At 41.8% G+C, this 17,459-nt stretch carries 10 protein-coding genes; all 10 read right to left on the reverse strand.

What is annotated here, in order from left to right; translation table 11 throughout:
• Nucleotides 1-24: 24 nt before the first annotated feature.
• The 10 genes from BUB77_RS15155 to BUB77_RS15205 all read right to left on the reverse strand — a co-directional run bounded on the left by BUB77_RS15155 (nucleotide 25) and on the right by BUB77_RS15205 (nucleotide 17,118).
• On the reverse strand, nucleotides 25-1,812 hold the full coding sequence (locus BUB77_RS15155) for a sensor histidine kinase (RefSeq protein WP_170866661.1): 1,788 nt from the start codon (nucleotides 1,810-1,812) through the stop codon (nucleotides 25-27).
• A gap of 69 nt (nucleotides 1,813-1,881) precedes the next feature.
• Nucleotides 1,882-2,916 (reverse strand): response regulator, encoded by a 1,035-nt coding sequence (locus BUB77_RS15160; RefSeq protein WP_073277412.1) that lies wholly within the window; start codon nucleotides 2,914-2,916, stop codon nucleotides 1,882-1,884.
• Between the two features lie 764 nt (nucleotides 2,917-3,680).
• Nucleotides 3,681-5,960 (reverse strand): GH36-type glycosyl hydrolase domain-containing protein, encoded by a 2,280-nt coding sequence (locus BUB77_RS15170; protein ID WP_073277416.1) that lies wholly within the window; start codon nucleotides 5,958-5,960, stop codon nucleotides 3,681-3,683.
• On the reverse strand, nucleotides 5,944-6,615 hold the full coding sequence (locus BUB77_RS15175) for an SGNH/GDSL hydrolase family protein (RefSeq protein ID WP_073277418.1): 672 nt from the start codon (nucleotides 6,613-6,615) through the stop codon (nucleotides 5,944-5,946). Before BUB77_RS15175 ends, BUB77_RS15170 begins: the two co-directional genes overlap by 17 nt.
• Before the next feature lie 25 nt (nucleotides 6,616-6,640).
• A complete protein-coding gene (locus BUB77_RS15180) occupies nucleotides 6,641-8,809 on the reverse strand; it encodes a glycosyl hydrolase family 28 protein (protein ID WP_073277420.1) in 2,169 nt (722 codons plus the stop codon).
• Between the two features lie 252 nt (nucleotides 8,810-9,061).
• Nucleotides 9,062-11,038 (reverse strand): alpha-amylase family protein, encoded by a 1,977-nt coding sequence (locus BUB77_RS15185; RefSeq protein ID WP_073277422.1) that lies wholly within the window; start codon nucleotides 11,036-11,038, stop codon nucleotides 9,062-9,064.
• A gap of 176 nt (nucleotides 11,039-11,214) precedes the next feature.
• Nucleotides 11,215-13,443, reverse strand: coding sequence for an FAD-dependent oxidoreductase (locus BUB77_RS15190; protein WP_073277424.1), 2,229 nt, complete (start codon nucleotides 13,441-13,443; stop codon nucleotides 11,215-11,217).
• A 119-nt stretch (nucleotides 13,444-13,562) separates the two neighbouring features.
• Nucleotides 13,563-15,161, reverse strand: coding sequence for an ABC transporter substrate-binding protein (locus tag BUB77_RS15195; protein ID WP_073277426.1), 1,599 nt, complete (start codon nucleotides 15,159-15,161; stop codon nucleotides 13,563-13,565).
• 30 nt (nucleotides 15,162-15,191) lie between these two features.
• A complete protein-coding gene (locus tag BUB77_RS15200) occupies nucleotides 15,192-16,076 on the reverse strand; it encodes a carbohydrate ABC transporter permease (protein WP_073277428.1) in 885 nt (294 codons plus the stop codon).
• A 55-nt stretch (nucleotides 16,077-16,131) separates the two neighbouring features.
• Nucleotides 16,132-17,118, reverse strand: coding sequence for an ABC transporter permease (locus BUB77_RS15205; RefSeq protein WP_242962524.1), 987 nt, complete (start codon nucleotides 17,116-17,118; stop codon nucleotides 16,132-16,134).
• Nucleotides 17,119-17,459: the final 341 nt, after the last annotated feature.

Raw genomic sequence — 17,459 nt, forward strand, 5'->3', positions numbered from 1 at the left:
TCACCCTTCTCCTGCTTCAGGCTCTCATTGTAAATTTACTAAAGGAATCCTTATTATAACAGAGGTCCCAAGGTTCTTCCGGGATTCTATTAAAACTCCGTATTCCTTGCCAAATACGATTTTAATCCGTTGATTGACGTTATATATTCCAATGTGGTCTTCTGCCAGACTGGACCTGTCATTTAACTTCTGATTAATCTCATTTACCAGTACCTGCTCCATACCAACACCGTTATCCCTTACCGTAAATACAATATCAAGACCGTTTATCTCACCCCGGATCTTGAGCAGTCCTCCTGTACCCTTTGGCTTTATACCGTGGTATACGGCATTCTCAATGATTGGCTGCAAGCAGATCTTTATGATGGAATACGGCTTTATTGCTTCGTCAATTTCCCATCTGGCTTGAAAGACATCCCCATACCGCAGTGCAAGGATATCCAGGTAGTTTTTGGTATTCTCTATTTCCTGGTCAATGGAAATGATATAATCGCCCATATAAACATTATTCCGAAACAGCTGCGCCAAACTGTTCACTGCTTTTGATACCTTATTATCACCCTTTGCCAGGTCAAAGGCCATCCAGTTGATTGTCTCTAAGGTATTATACAGAAAATGGGGATTAATCTGGGATTGCAGCATGGCAAACTGGGACTGCTCCAGCAGCTTTAATTTACTGTCCAGCTCATCCTTCATTTTCTCATTAGTCTTTATCTGCTTTAAAATGGTGCTGATAATATATCTGAGCTCATTCAGTCTTGCCTTCCTGGAATCATCGTAGGTATTAAATCTTTCCGGTTCCTCTAATACTCCTATTATCTCCGCCACCGGCTTGTAGCTTCGAATGGCTGTAAAATAAGCAAATATCAGGCTTAATACTACTAAAAGTATACTCAGTATGATAATTTGCAGCTTCAGCTGATCCAGCTTATTCTGATAATGCAGCATGGAGGTCATACTGAGATAGGTAAACCCAAACTTGGCAGATGGTATGACTGACACGATAGAATTAATCCCGTCTATATTTTTGATTACAGAACCGGAGCTGCCGCTTTTGATGATACTTTTAAAATAGGGGATATCCTTCACGGCTCTTCCGAATTGTTTTTCTTCACTGGACATAATGACCTTACCGGTATTGTTAATCATATAAATATCACTTTGATTCTGGTATTTCTCCGTGGTAATGATATTATGCAGCTTCTCACTGTTGATATTTAAAACAACCGCTCCCCTCTTCACTTTATCAATGAAAATGGGCTTAATAATGGTTATCAGCCTGGGGTAGTTATCGTTCTTCAGCCTGGGGATGGTACTGCCGGAAACATCCTCGCTTCTGTTATATTCCTCCATCCAGGAGATATCCTTTAATCTCTTGATCGGGCTTTTTCTTTCCCCGATATATACGGATTGGTTGTATTCGGAATAAACATAGATGGAATCTATATACTTATAAATCAGGGGAAGGGCCTTTACCAACCGGGTAAATTCCTTCATGGATTCACTGTTTATATTGGTAAACCAGTCATTTACCATGAACATCTGGACATTGTCATTATAGGAGATATAGGTGCACAGCATGTCACAGTCGCTTAATATACTGTCTGAAATATCCCTTACCCCATAAAGCAGAGAGTTATTCTCTGTAATAATTTCCTGTTTTGCCACATGTTCCATATTCCTGTAATACAAGTCACTGAGTATAAAGAATGGAATGGAAAACATGATAAAAATCAGCAGAAATGTCCGGATGAACATGCTGTTGAACTTATAATTTTTTATATATGACCATGTGTTATTTTTCTTCTTCACCTTATGCCCCCTATGCATGCCCATAGTACGCCTTCATCTTGTGCCAGGTATTACCCGGGCACAAGCTTATCAACAGCTGATAAACCTGCGTGCATAATCCTTTGGCGTATAATTGTAGTATTCCTTGAATATCCGTGTAAAATAACTGGGGTCATGATACCCGCAGGCTTCGCTGATTTCCGTTACCTTTTTATTTTTCCGCAGCAGTTTTACCGCCTGTTCCATCCGGACTCTCAACAGGTAATTGCTAAAGGTCTCACCTGTCTGCTTTTTAAAAAATCTGCTGAAATATACCGTACTGAAGAACATTTTATCGGCAACATCCTGCAGGGAGATATCCTCCTGCAAATGCTCCTGGACATACTCCTTTATATCCTGCAGGAGAAATACATTGGGTGCTTCCTCTTCCACTAGCAGCAGGTGGAATACCTTCTCAAGGATATCAAGAGCACTGCCCTTTACTTCCTTTACGCTTTCCAGCGATAACAGCTGATTTAGATTAAATTTTTCAGCAGTTATCTGGATTTTCAGATATAAATTGAACTTGTCAAAGATGATTTCAAATAAGTCATAAAAATACTGTTTTATTTTAGATATGGGACAATCCTTGACATCCTCAAAGACGGACAGCAGAATATCCTGCGCTTCCTTCTTTTTATTGGATAAAATATTGGAGTAGAGCAGCTTGATTTTATCCATAAAAAGTACCTGGTCTTTTCTGGATTTGTCCTGATCCAGTTCGCTTTTCATATTTGCCAGCACATCCTTGAATTCCGTAAAATTTGTAGGCTTCAGGATGTAATATTTTACGCCGTATTGGATGGCCGACCTGGCGTATTCGAATTCACGGTAACCGCTCAATAAAATCACTTTAATGGAAGGCCTGTTTTCAAATATATATTTTGCAAGATCTATACCGGATACATGGGTCATCTTTATATCCGATATCACTAAATCAATGTCATTTGTTTTGAAATAGTCTATTGCTTCTGCACCGTCACCGAAGCTGTTCAAAACCTCAAAATCTTTCATTTCAGAATTGATGAAATGCGTAATCCCACTACGTATTACTAGTTCGTCATCTACTACGATTACCCTATACATACCTCATCTCCTCGTTGAGAGCTGCTGATTTTAGCATGGTTAAAAATGCTCTGTAAATACTATAGCACACTGAAAAATACAAGTAAACCTTATGTCAGGGCCGGGCCTTTGGAAAGGCAGGAATATAGTGAAAGTGTCTTGGGCAGGGTCCTGATTTTGGGAGTGGACGATGATTTTGACTTACCTTTTAACATTTTCTCGTTCAGTGTCCCAAATTCCACTAAAATGCCGGCAGCTGTGACTGGCAGATTAAATTATACCAAACTCGCTGTTAAGGTAGTAAGGCTGCAAGGCTGTGAGCTCAGACAATGGTATAATTTAATCTAGTCACAGCTGCCGCCATTTAAGTGTCATTAGGGACGCTTCAATAGGAAATGTTAAAAGGTAAGTCAAAATCATCTGGTTACTTACTATAATATTTTTGCTGCATTTTGTGATGTTAATACTTTTTTACTTGAAAATATATGATTTAAATATATATTGCTTAAAAAATATGATTAAAAAATGTAATTTAAAAATATTGATTAAAGATATGATTAAAAATATTGTTTGAAATATAAAGCTAAAAATGTATTTAAGTATAATTAAAAGTATAGTTTAAAAGTTTATTTTAAAAATACGTTCTTAAATATGTTTTAATATTTTAATTCTAATAGTTGAATTGCTCTGAGAGCCCTCTTCCTTCGGCATTTATAATCTAAAAAATATATTACTAGAATTACATAGTTCTAATTCTATAGTCAAAATATCTGGTATTTAACCTTCTATATTTCTACTGAGAATTCTTTTCTTCCTTCTACATGCTCTATAAAAGCCTTACTGCCGCTGTTTTTTATTGTAATGTGGTATTTGCAGCCTCGAAATACTCTTTCTATATGGACGTTTTCCCAGCCTTCCGGTATACAGGGGGCAATCTCTAGGCCTTCCCATTTTGGTTTGACTCCTAGCAGGTATTGGGTGGCTGCCAGATACATCCAGGCGGCGGTTCCTGTAAGCCAGGATACATTGGCAAGGCCGAATTTATCGCTTTCGGGTCCGAATATGTTGGAGGCATATACATAGGGCTCGGCTTTATAGCGGGCTTCTCCGGCTTTGGACTGGACAACCATCGGTAACAGCTGATGGTAGTACTGATATGCCAAATCACTCCTTCCCAGCATACATTCTGCGATGATAGCCCAGGTATTGGCATGGCAGAAGACGCTGCCATTCTCTCCGCAGCCTTTGTTATAATAGGTGAGGGGGTCTTCTTTGGAAGGATAGTCCTTCATGGCAGGGTGTATTTTCTTTATTCCAAGTTCTGTATTCAGGTGCTTTTTAACACTGTCCATGGCCTGAAGCTGCTTCTCCTGGTCGCCCATTCCGCTGATAACCGCCCAGCTCTGGGTATTCAGCCAGATTTTCGCCTGCTCCTGGTCTTTCGAGCCGATAAAGGTTCCGTCGTCGGTAATACAGCGCCTGAACCATTGTCCGTCCCAGGCCACGGAATTTACCAGTTCCTTTTGCTCCTCGTAAATCCTGAGATATTCGGATGGTTCTTCCCCCATAAGCTGTGACAGATGGGCCATCATTTTCAATACGGTACCATACTGCATGGAGGTCCAGATGCTCTCACCCTTTCCTTTCCGGCATACTTTGTACAGCATATCGTTCCAATCCGAGGAAAGCATTAAGGGGAATCCTCTTTCGCCAAGGTTCTTCTTTGTAAACTCAATTGACCTTTTGATATGCTCCCAGACCGTATCCCTGCCGCCGTCATAGTAGGGCTGACTTGTAAACAGATAGTCCAGTTTTCCTTCCTCCAGAATAATATTATACACGTCCATCACAAGCCAGAGGTGGTTATCCGAATGAATTCTCTTAACCGGCTCCCATCCTTCCGTCGGAAAGAAATAATGGTTGCAGTGACCGTCCTGATACTGCTGGGTAAACAGTAAATTCAATTTATTCTTTGCCCTCTCCAGATCAAAGGGTATCATTGCCAGGATGTCCTGGGCCGTATCTCTTACTCCGACACCCCGAAAGGTTCCGGTGGCATAATAGCTTATATTACGGGAAAACTGAAAATTACGCTCCATCTGATAGGGGTTCCAGATGTTAATCATCGTTTCCGCTTCCTTATCCGGCAGCTCACACTGGAAGTTCTCTAAAAAGCTGTCCCAATCCTCCTTCAGTGACCGCAGGGATTTGGATACAAAACCCTCCTGCCTGCAGTTTCTGACAGAATCAAGTATCTCCTTTTCTGTCATTGCCGTTCCAAGGAAAATCGTAACTTCCTTCTCCTTTCCGGCCTTCAGGTCAACCTCTATCTGAAAGGCAAAACAGGGGTCTCCGCCAAACAGAGTGGAGTTTGAGCAGGCATTTTCCTCTACTCTTATTGGATTTTCTTCACTCCGGTAGCTTCCGATGAATTCATCACGGTCACAGTCAAAGCCGCTGATGGCAGCATCACTGGCAAAATATACATAGGGGGTTTCCTTTGGCTTTGGCTGATCCTCCACTCCATAGCGGTATACCAGGATATCCTCCAGATTATACGCGGAAAGCTGGTGCTTGTTATAGCATTGCCATTGAAGCTCTCTCATGAATTCCATCATACCAAGCTCTACATAGGGGTAGACCGTTATTTTCTTATCCTCATCGGATTTGAATTTTAAGTTCCATATCAGGGCATCTTCATAGCTTCCTACCAGGTAGGTTGCCTTTACTTCAACCCCATTCCTTTTTGCCTCATAGCGTGTATAGCCCATGCCATGGGAAGCCTTCCACTGCTCCGGCTTCATCCTGCAGGGCTCATTGGTCGGGCACCAGATATCCTTGCCATCCCTGATATAGGTATAAAAACCGCTCCGGTCCATTGGCAGGTGAAAGAAACGGTAATGATTAATCCGCCATATCTGAGGCGACCTGTAAAATGCCACGCCGCCTCCCGCCTGGGAAATCATGGTATGAAAAGTACCGTTGGATAAATAATTCATCCAGGGAGTCGGTGTGTTATACTTATCAATTGTTATTTCTTTTCTCTCCTTATGAAAATGATACATTGGGGTCTCCTTTTACGCAGCGCAGCCATTCTCTTGCAATCAGCTCATTCCCGGCCATGGTCAGATGGATACCGTCTATTGACCAGTGTTTAGCCGGAGCACTTTCCAGTGCTTTATCAAAGGCTTTGCCAAAGGGCACGAAGATTGCCTGGTATTTTTCTGCCAGGGATTTCACGATGGCTCTCCTCTCCAGCATATGTCCGTTCCAAACATCCCAGTTTTCAATAATATCCGTTCCATCCTTTACCTCATCGATATTCAGCTTGAATAAAAAGGGCTCACAGAGAACTATCTTTGCCTGGGGCTTTGCCTTCTTTACCTCATACAGCATTCTGTCATAAACAAATTCAAACTTTTCGGCATCGGCTCCCATGTTCAGTCTTAAAGCAAAGCCAATATCGTTGATGCCGCATAAGAGGCTCAGGATATCAAAGTCAATATTTAAGGTATCCTCAATCCATCTGCCATATAAATCCGAAATCCTGTTGCCGGAAATGGCAGTATTCAGAATATTGATACCCGGATAATCGCACATTAAGCTGGCTCCGATAAACTTAACATAGCCGTCTCCCAGTATCCGGTTCTTATCCTTTCCCTCCTTATCCCGGCAAGCATCCGTAAGAGAATCTCCCTGAAATAATATTGTTTTTGCCATATGTATTTACCTTCTTTCTATTTACTTAACGAATGGCATCATCCGTATTTATTACTACATTTGCAAACATGTGGGCGCTTGTTTCCGGCGTTACCGAATGAAACATTGTATAGGGGTATCTGTACTCTGTGACATCCTGTGTCCTGGCTTCGACTTCCATCCAAAAATGTCTGATTCCAGGCTCCAGTCCAAGCTCTGTAAGCGGTATGGCGACTGTCCCATTCCCTCCTCCGGGAATCAGGGTTTTCTTAATTTCCTTCACCTTGGGCTCATTCTTAAATACCAGAGTTATCTCCAACGGACAGCGTAATTGGGGTGCAAGCTCCAGACTGTGTTTACCGCTAATAACAGCAGGAACCACTCCAAAATCAGTCTCTTCAACGGAAAATATCACTTCCTCTTCCCGTCTGTCCACCGGCAGGGCCGTATAAAGTACCAGACTATTGTTTCCATCCTTTAAGATATCCGACTGAAGGATAAGTTCCTCCTTATGAACAGCAGCTTTTAATCCCCTGGTTCTGATATTGTAGTAATTGATAAATTCCAGTTCAGGAGCCTTATTTACCTCTGCCCCCTCCCGGAGTACCCAGTCAAGCTGCAGGAATTTCCAGGCATAGCTGACATTGGCATTATCCGATTGGACTGCTATTACATATTTACCGGGAGGCAGGCTGATATCATAATCAAAACTCCTGCTGTCACCTGCTTTCAGGAGAAAGGCTTCTGCTTCCCGTTTATATTCTCCCACATGGGCAGGCGAAATCTGCAGCCAAAATACCGCACTCTGGTCTTCCTTCCCTGTGTTTTCAAGCTCTACCCGGACCCTGCCCTTATAAAAGCCATTATCGTCCTGAACAAATTCTTCCGGAATCTCTATACGGGTATCTATCAAATTAATTTTTTGTGTACATTCCTCCGAGAGGAGCACCACATTATCCACATAATCCATGACCAGCAGCCCGCAATCCTTTTCACTGGCGGCAGTCTTTCCAAGAATCTTGATATTCTCAAAGGTAATATTACGGATACCTGATTCTTCACTAAGCCCCTGTAATCTTGAGCGGGACAGAAGCAAATCCGTTCCTGGATTGCCTATATAGTCAATATTTTTGAAAAAGATATCCTTAATATTTCCCTTTTCCTTATCCCTGTTCCAAAAGGAATCCCGGATTCTGATATCAAAGAGCTGTGCTCCCGGTGCATTTTCAATCCGTATATTTTCAAAATGAATATCCGAAATCTCCGCTCTGTCTCCGTGATGGATTCCCATTAAGGGATATCCGGTGGGGGAATGGATGATATCAATGTTTTCAAACCGGACATTTCTGACCTTTTCGGCCCGAAGCTCCACACCGACCTCCATGGGTCTTGCAAAATCATTCCACAGGATGGAGCTCCTGAAGGTTACATTCTCAAGATTGCCGGTATTAAATGCCTTTACCACCAGGGAATCATCCCAAACTCTTGTAAATACATTCTGAACAAGTACGTTTCTGGAACCGCAGATATCAATTCCGTCGGAATTCCCCCTACAGCCGAAAATCTTTACATTGTCAATGATGACCTCCTCGCATCCAAAGATTCTTAAGCTCCAGTCATTACTGTCGGTTATGGTAATATCCTTAATGCAAACCTCCCGGCAATTCATCGCATCGACACAGCGGTGATAGATATTTCTGACCTCCAGAGGGTATTTTTCCATGCTAATGGTTCCATAACCGCAGATGGTAACATGATTGCAATGGTCCAAATCTATTTTGCCGTTCAGAAAAGCTCCCTCTTCCAGGTAAACGACCGTATTATCCCTGTTGACGGTAAGGATATCCACTGTATGAACTCCCCGGCTAAAATAAATAACATTTTCAGCATACTTGTCAAAATCCTCATATTGCTGCGCTTCTGCAAATACAAGCAAATTATTGTAATAGCTGCCATTTATTTCAACTGAAAATTTTTTCGGCTCCTCCAAATGGATTACGATTTCATGATCCTTATATGTAAATTCCAACCCCAGGCTGAGGGGACGTATCATGACATTGTTTAAAAAAGCTTCTGATTCTATGCGTATATCCACCGGCTGGTTCATTTGGAAGCTGGTATACTCCATGACCTGCACTTCGTTATAGGGCATGGGAAATACATTGGTTGTGTATATTCCGGCACTTTCTCCATTTACATAGACCTTATAATTCATACACTTATCCTTTCCTGTTTCTTATACTTTTGTGTTCCTGGTCTTTTTAATTCCTGATTTTTTTTGTCATATGGTCTTTTTGTTTTCCTTTTTGTATTCCATATTCTTTTGCTTTTTAGTGCTTTTATTTCCCCAATATATATATATTTTCTTAGTATTTCAATTTTTTAGTTTTATTTTTAAGAATACCGTTCTGCTGTCTTTCATAAATTCCTGTTATTTTCCTGATACCCCTCCTATAACACTATGAAATCAAAAATCAAATACTATCATCTGGTGCAAATTCATCTCCGGAAGAATTATATGGACCGTGCCCTTCTCCTGGGTATATTCCAGGTCAGCATTTTGAGGTGCCAGGTATACCTTCTTTATCTGCTCCTTTACGGTCAAGCAGACTTGTATATTAAAAACAGGCAGTACATCCTCGATGACTTCCGTATTTATTCCGCGTTTTACGGGAGCCCCGTAGAGCAGGTGAGCTATATAACGGCCTTTTTGCTTTGTCAATGTATTTATCCCCTGGGCAGGGAGGGATGTTTTCAGGGTCATCTTATCTTTCAGCAGATAATCGATGGCATATTGAACCATACGCTTTAGAATCAGGCTGCCCTTCGTGGCATAATCCTGAAATACTTCCCAGGAAATATAAATTCCGTCGTTACCGCTTACCATTCCGGGACCGGCCTTTTCGTTCCTTCCCGGCGTATGCAAATGGGAGCAAAAAGCCATAGCGGAACGGTTGAAATATGGATTTTCCCTGCTACCAAGCTCTTCTCCCGACACATTTTCGATATGGTAGCCCTGAGAATACATAACGAAAGCTGCATTATCCAAATCAGGCAGGGTAAACCCTGGTCTGAAATAGTCCGGGCAATATTGATTTTCACCCAGAAAATCAACGCCAAAATCCAGCAGGAACTTTGTTTTGCTGCTGTCCAGGCCCGACTTGCCGGTTGCCAGAATTTTTCCGCCCTTCTTAACGTATTGCATCAGTTTATTCCTGCATTCTTCCTCCAGCAAAATAACATCCGGTAACAGGATCAGCTGATATTTCTCAAAATCCTCTTCCTGATCAATTACATTAAACAGATAATGACCCTCCAGCAGAATCCTGGCGGCTCCTACATCTGCCCTTTGTGCTTCTTCTACCGTATTATCCATGAAAGCCCTGTTCTTTTCCCAGGCAGCCTCCGCTGAAAGCACACCGATATCCGCAATATTTTTAGCTTCTAAGAGCCAGGGTTCTTTCTCCTTTAATTCTCCATATGCCTGGCTGATTAAGGAATATGTGGCCATATCCATCTCACCGGAGGGATGAAGCTGGTCTCCGATGGAAACTCCCGCTCCATTTGCCGCTGACAATGCTGCCTCATAGCGAAGTGCATTGGGATGCTTGTAGCCGCCAAATTCTCCCCAGGATTGATGGAACTTTCCGGTCATGCCCAGATACTCCCTGTCCAGGGTTCTGGCATAAGCCGCCGACAGGGGAAAATGGTCATAGCCCCAGCCCCCGGTAGGCAGGCTCTCTAATTCCAGGTGGGTGTTCCTATACGCCAGGTCTCTTCTTCCCCGCCTGATATGCCCACCATTATGAAATACCGGTAAACCAGGTCTGACACTGTCCACTGTCTCCCGTACCCGCCTGGTATAATTGGCATAGACTCTTTCCGCCAGGGTCATAACCTCCTCTTTGTTGAAAGGATTCATCCCCTCCTGCTCCATAGTCTCTCTGCAATACCTGCAGTAACAGGGCTGAACTCCCACAATATCAAGAAAGATTCCGTCTGCTTCATAATTTTCGCAGGCTTCCTTGATCTGGCTCAGCAATTCCTCCAAATATGGCGTATTGATGCATAATTTATGAAAGCCCGGCTCCAGAAAGCTTTTTGTCCATAACAGGGAATCATCCTGCATTCTTACCAGCCATTCGGGATGCCTGCGGGCCGTCTTTTCATCAAAGCCTGCCGACAGATACACCGGTGTTTTTACACCTATTTCATGGGCCGCCTCTATTTGTTCTCCCAATAAATCAAAATGCAGATTAGGATGCATTTCATTTACCCTGGTAGGATGATAGGACCATCCATGATGGCATTTGGAAAATAAGGTGATGGAATTGACACAGCCTTTTATTAAAGCCTGCTGAAACTGCTCTTTTTGAAAGCTTTCACCGACTCCCTCTATTTTTTCACTGGTATGAAAGTCCAAATGTACTTGTCTGTAATTCATAGTTTTCCTCATTTCTGCGCAGTATTTTGTGCATTTCAAGCTTGCGGGCACAGCACAGATACAAACTTGCCAAGTGAAAGGTTTAAATAATCATTCACTTTTATTTCCATTTTCCTGCATGCTGGCTTATTACTTTATTCCTTATTGGTGGTACAGGCTGTATGCTTTTCTAGCTATCAGAATAAATTCACGCCGTAAATGCCGGCTTCGGCTCCCCAGCTGCTTATCACCTTTATCTCTATTTTCCGAATCTCTATTGCACTAATATCAAATACCTGGTACCGCTTCCAATTATCCTGCACTTGCTTTTTGATTATGCCGTCCTTACTGTGAATTGTCAGCTCATACTTCCTGACCAGACAGTCCGGCATATTCTGGGCATTTTCACCTTCCAGAAAGCTATCAAAGGTAATAGCAATTTTACCGGCATCAACGGGCTCTTCTGCTGTTAAGGTCAGCGTCTGAGGAAATTCCCCTTCTCCGATCCACAGATTCGGCATACCGTAGGGTCTGGTATAGGGGGACAGGGCCATAGCAGGAGAAAATACTCTTTGTTCCGGAACCATATCCTGAAACAGTATATTTCTATTTCTCTCATACCGGTGCTCAAAGAACAGATATCCGGTATCCTTGTTAAGAGGAATACTGTCATGATTGCATTCCCCGCAGTTTTCAGAGGTATGCATACGCAAGGTTATTGCGCCTGTTGGTCTTTGAAAAGCGGTATCCAGAGAAAGGGCATCATTTTTTTCAAATATGAGATACAGTTTGCCATCCTTTCCACGGTCCGCATCAATAGCAAGCCGGACCCAGCCGTCATATTCGCCCGGTATGGAGGTATCGTACGTTTTGATGACTTTTTCCGGCAGAAAGGTCTCTTTGTGGCTGCCTGTCAATATCTTATAGCGCAGAAGCTTTGCTTCCGCTGAATGATTTCTTATTCTGACCTTTACGCTGTTAAGATGCTCCGTCTCCAGCATGAAGGCCAGGCCGTAATCATACGCCAGCTTCATAGTACCGGTGCCCTTAACATTCTCGTATTTCTTTTCACTTGTGGCAGAGGCAGTGAACTTCTGCATAACCGGGGAAATATTACTTATTCCGATTATCGTCTGATCATCCTCGGCAAGGGTTCTTTGCAATTCCTTCTGATATAATTTCGTCACTTCCCGGGGAGACAATTCCTGCTCAATACAGTATTTTGCGGCAGTACCCACTGCCTGGCCTATGGCGCCGCAGGTTGCCATTACCCTGGTAGAGCCAAGTGCAATATGGCTCACACTGATATCTCTTCCTGCAAGCATCAGATTATCAAGGTCCTTTGAGTAAAGGGAGCCCATGGGTATATTATATATCCCGGTAACCGGGATAAAATTGCTGGCAGGAGCACTGTCATATATCCCAAGATTGGCATGGACATCCATGGGCCATCCGCCGATGCACACGGCATCCTCAAAGCTGCGCTTATTTTCAATATCATTTTCCGTTAACACATAATCTCCCATAAATCTTCTGGATTCACGGGCACCTGACCTTGTATAAATTCTCTTTAATACATAATTTTTTGCTTCCGGGTATTTCCCGCTGTTTTTTATATAATCCCATATGCCATAAATCAGCTTGCGAAGCTCTAAATCAACATCCTCGCTCTGATAAATGACATCCACCTGTCCGCCGTATTCCAGGGACCAATGGGCGCCCTTTACCGTGATGTTCCGGAAATTTTTTGGATTATGGATATCTTTTATAAAGTCCATATCTCCAACTTTATGGGCAAATTCCGGAGGTGTAAAAGTAACCTCCTGCCCGCAGTCACAGGTTTCAAAATAAAAGGTGTTTCCCATGGTGTATTTATCTGCTTTATCCGGAGCCCAGGTTTCCCCGTACTCCTCTTTACCTTCCCTGCCCATATGGTAGGTACAGCCTGCTTCATGGGCCAAAATACCGTTTCCCGTGGCATCCACATAGATTTTGCTTTCAATGCAATAAGCTTCATTGCTGATCGTATGCCTGGCATAGCACTGTGTGATTTTTCGCTCTGCCACCTCACAGGAATAAACGGTAGTATTCAGAAACAGGGTAATATTCTTATTTTCATAAATCAAATCAAAAAAAACGGCATCCAGCAATGCACCCTTATCATAGCCGCCGCCTATGGCGTATTTTGCCATACGAAGCCTGATTTCTTCGATCAAGCCGCCTTCTCTCGCATAGATGGAAGGGTTTAAGCCCAGATGGCTGGCTCCGGAAATTGCAATTCCGATTTCACTCGATGCATTTCCGCCTAAAACAGAGCGGTCATTCATCAATAAAACCTTCAGTCCTTTTCTGGCTGCTGCTACTGCTGCGCAAATACCTGCGATTCCTCCGCCTGCAACCGTAACATCAAAATACAGTTTTTTCATAACTCTCTCCACTTCTGAACTGAATATAAATAGCACTTCTTCTATGCCATTTAAGGCCTGTTTCATAGCCTTAATAGCATAGAAGAAGAATTTTACCTATATTAATGGCTTACTGCGTTTTATTTGGAAGCCCGCCATTCATCAATCTGACGTTGAATTTCTTTCACGATTTTATCATCGCCTGCCTTGATCAGCTTATCTACAAAATCCTTGTACAGGGCATCAGCATCGGGAGCTGCACCTGAGCTTAAGGTGGTCTTATACTCGCCTACTACGGCATTTACCTGTGCAAGCTCTGTCTTGATGGGGTCCGTATTCAGGGTAAAGCCCTTAAGCTTGGAAGGAGCTGCATCTGCATTAACCTTCTTGATAAAATCATTCTGCATGGTAAGGGGCTTATCCTTCATGTAAATTTCATATCCGTTAAATATATTACCAATGGCCCAGTTATACTGTCCGTAAGGGCTGTCAGCCGTAGGCTGTGAGGTATAGCCAATTGGTTCAATTTCATGATCATTGATTTTCTTATAATGCTTACCTTCGATACCATATACCAGTAAGTTGTATAAATCCTTTCCTTTTTCGGTATTCAGCAATTCGAGGAGCTGTATGGCTCTTTCCGGATTTTTTGAATTGGAGGAGATAGCCATGTTGGTTGCAGAAGCTGTATAGGGAATATAGTGTGAATTATCAAAAGGTATCTTTACATATGCGGTCGAGCCTGCTGCTTCACTTGTTTTAATTTCAGACTCGGTAGGTAAATAGCCCTGTCCTACAAGGTAGTTTGCTCCGCCGCGGACTTCATAAATATCCTGGGATACATTGTCTGCTGTCAATATGTCCTTTCTGATATAACCTTTCTGGTACCAGTCGGAATACTCCTTTACGAAGGTGGCATATTCCGGAGTTCTGTAAAGATTAATGGGTGTATAATCATCGCTGTAAATATCGATTTTATAAGGATTTAAAATCCATTCATAGCCTTTTTCCACGTGATCTGCAAATCCAAAAACACCCTTCTTCAAATCTCCGCCGTCTTTGATCATCACAATGTATTTCTCAAGTTCATCCCACAAAGCCTGATCCATTTTTTGATGGGAGCTGAATAAAGCTGCCAGTTTTTCTACGTCAATCTTATCCTTATATTTCTCATAAATCTTAACAGGGAACTGCAGGGTGGATACATAGGAAACCATCTGCTGCATGCAGGGAATGCTGTAAAGCTTGCCGTCTACTCTGGATTTATCCAGAATGTTTTCCGGGATTTCCTTCAACAGGGACGGAGCATTTTTGGCTATCAGGTCATCCAGTTCCATGTAGGAGCCCTTTCTGACTTCCGTTGTATAAGGAATCATCCAGCCATGCCATACAATATCTACATTTTCCTGGGATGCACTGATTAATTTCCATTTCTCCGCATAATCGGTTGAGGTTATTCCCTCAAATTTAACGGTGGTACCCGGCAGATATTTCTGAAGTTCTTCGTTAAATTTATTCCAAACCTCCTGGTCATCTTTTTGCTCTCCCGGGCTCATAATTACCCATTTTAACGTTACCGGATCTGCCTCCTTGGCAGTCTCAGTCGGCGTAGCGGTATTTTCTTTGTCCCCATTATTGGCCTTGCCCGTTTCCGTAGTTGAATTACTGCCTTTGCAGCCTGTCAGAATAAGTGAAAACATAAGACAGATTACAATAAAAACTTTTGATCGCTTAAACATAAAATACCCTCCTTTTTTCTATGTAAACCTCTATTCTTTTACCGCTCCTACCGTCAGACCCTTCGCAAAATACTTCTGAAAAAACGGGAATATTATCAGCATAGGACCTGCCGCCACAATACACATGGCAAATCTTATGGTCTCAGAAGGCAAATTGGAAAGATTGATATTGATACCCGCAACCGGAGAACTTTCGGCCATATCTTTTATAAACTGTACTTCCCTTAATATCTGCTGAAGCAAAAACTGTAAAGAATATAAATTCTTGCTTCTGATATAAATCAAAGCCGTATTCCAGTCATTCCACCTGGCCAGTAAATTCAATAAGGAAACTGTGGCAATAACCGGCTTTGACAAAGGCAGGACAATTTTATAAAATACCTGCAGCTCTCTTGCTCCGTCAATCTTTGCAGATTCAACAAGTGAAGGCGGTAATCCCTGGAAGAAAGACCTGATTACGATAATGTGGAATGCATTTGCCAGATTGGGCAGTATATAAACCCAAATGTTATCCTGAAGATGCAAATATCTAGTCATTAATATATAAGTAGGAATCAATCCTCCAGAAAACAACATTGTAAAAATAATAAAAAATGTAACCGGCTTTTTATATTTATAATTTGCCCTTGATAAGGGATAAGCCATCATAGTCATAACAATCATACTAAGTACGGTGGCAAGCAGGGAATAAATAATTGTGACCTTATAGGAGTTCAACAATTGTCCCGGACTTTTCATAACATATTTATAGGCCTCAAATGAAATCTTTGAGGGAATCAGCTTATATCCATTTGCCAAAAGTGTCTGTTCATCTGTTATGGAGGCTGATATTATCAATATAAACGGCACTACAAAACACATTGAAAACAATATGAAAAATATATTTACAGGTATATTTGCTTTCTTGCTTTTCATCTTTACACCTATCGCACCCTTCTCTTTCACTATTTCACTTCACTCACGGCTTTCTTTAGAACAATGAATTTTCCGGTGAAATCTTCTTAACAATCTTATTGGTTGCAACAACCATAACCAATCCCACAAAGGACTGGAACAGTCCTACCGCAGTGGTAATTCCGATATCATCACCTGTCTGCAGCCCGCGGTATATATAAGTGTCTATGATATCTGTGGTAGGGTAAAGCAGCCCTACATTACGGGGTATATTATAAAAGAGGCCGAAATCACCTTTGATAATATTGCCGACATGAAGAATAGTCAATACGGTCATCAGCGGGACAAGGGAAGGAATTGTAATATATTTGACCTGCTTCCATTTGCTTGCTCCGTCTACCGTTGCCGCTTCAAAGAGCTGCTCATCGATGCCCATCAAAGCCGCATAATACATAATACAGCTAAGTCCAACGGTCTTCCACACATTTACCAGCGGCAGTATGACAACCCAGTACTTTGGTTCCAGATACCAGTCGATGCTTTTCATCCCGAAAAACTGAAGGATCTGATTCAGTATACCCATATTAGGTTCCAATAATATGTAGGTAATATAACCAACAATGACCCAGGACAGGAAATGAGGTAATATCATGGTCGTCTGGTAAAACTTTAATGCAAATTTATTTTTGATTTCATACAGGAGTATTGCTATGGTCACCGAGCAGACAATGCCCAATATGATAAAGACCAATCCATATCCTATGGTGTTTCTGGCAATTCTCCATGCATCCTGGGAGGTAAAAAAGAATTTGAAATTCCGTAATCCGACCCATTTGCTTCCCAGTATGCCCAGATTATTTCGGTAATCCTTAAATGCAATAATCACACCAAACATCGGTATATAACTAAAAATCAGAAAAAAGAGAATACCGGGTATCAGCATCACAGACAGCTCAAAATTATCTCTAAAGGTCCTCCATTTGCTTTTCCTATTTATTGTTAAATTTACTTGTTCCTTTTTTATTTCCGCCATAAGCCCCAACACCTTTCCGTCATATTGCATAATTATTCTTGCTCTTTCTGTAGTTCATTATATCTCTTCAACAAATAGCGGACAATAATAGATATTTAACATTACCGTAGTATTTTAACCAAAATATTTTTACATTTTAAAAAGACTGCACCCTCTGAAAAATATAAAAAAACTGTAACCTCTTCTATGTCACAGTTTTTTCAACTCTCAGATAGTGCAGTCCCTATGAAATTACGCTCTATAGTCATTCGGCCAATGAGTTTTTATAAGAAGTATCCCGCTCCAACTATTTTATATAAATTTTTACAATTTATTAACTGACGTTTCGGCTGCTTTTTCATAACAAGCAATTTCCTGCTTCAGCTTCGGCT

This window comes from Anaerocolumna jejuensis DSM 15929, from assembly GCF_900142215.1.
In the GTDB taxonomy this organism is placed as follows: Bacteria; Bacillota; Clostridia; order Lachnospirales; family Lachnospiraceae; genus Anaerocolumna; species Anaerocolumna jejuensis.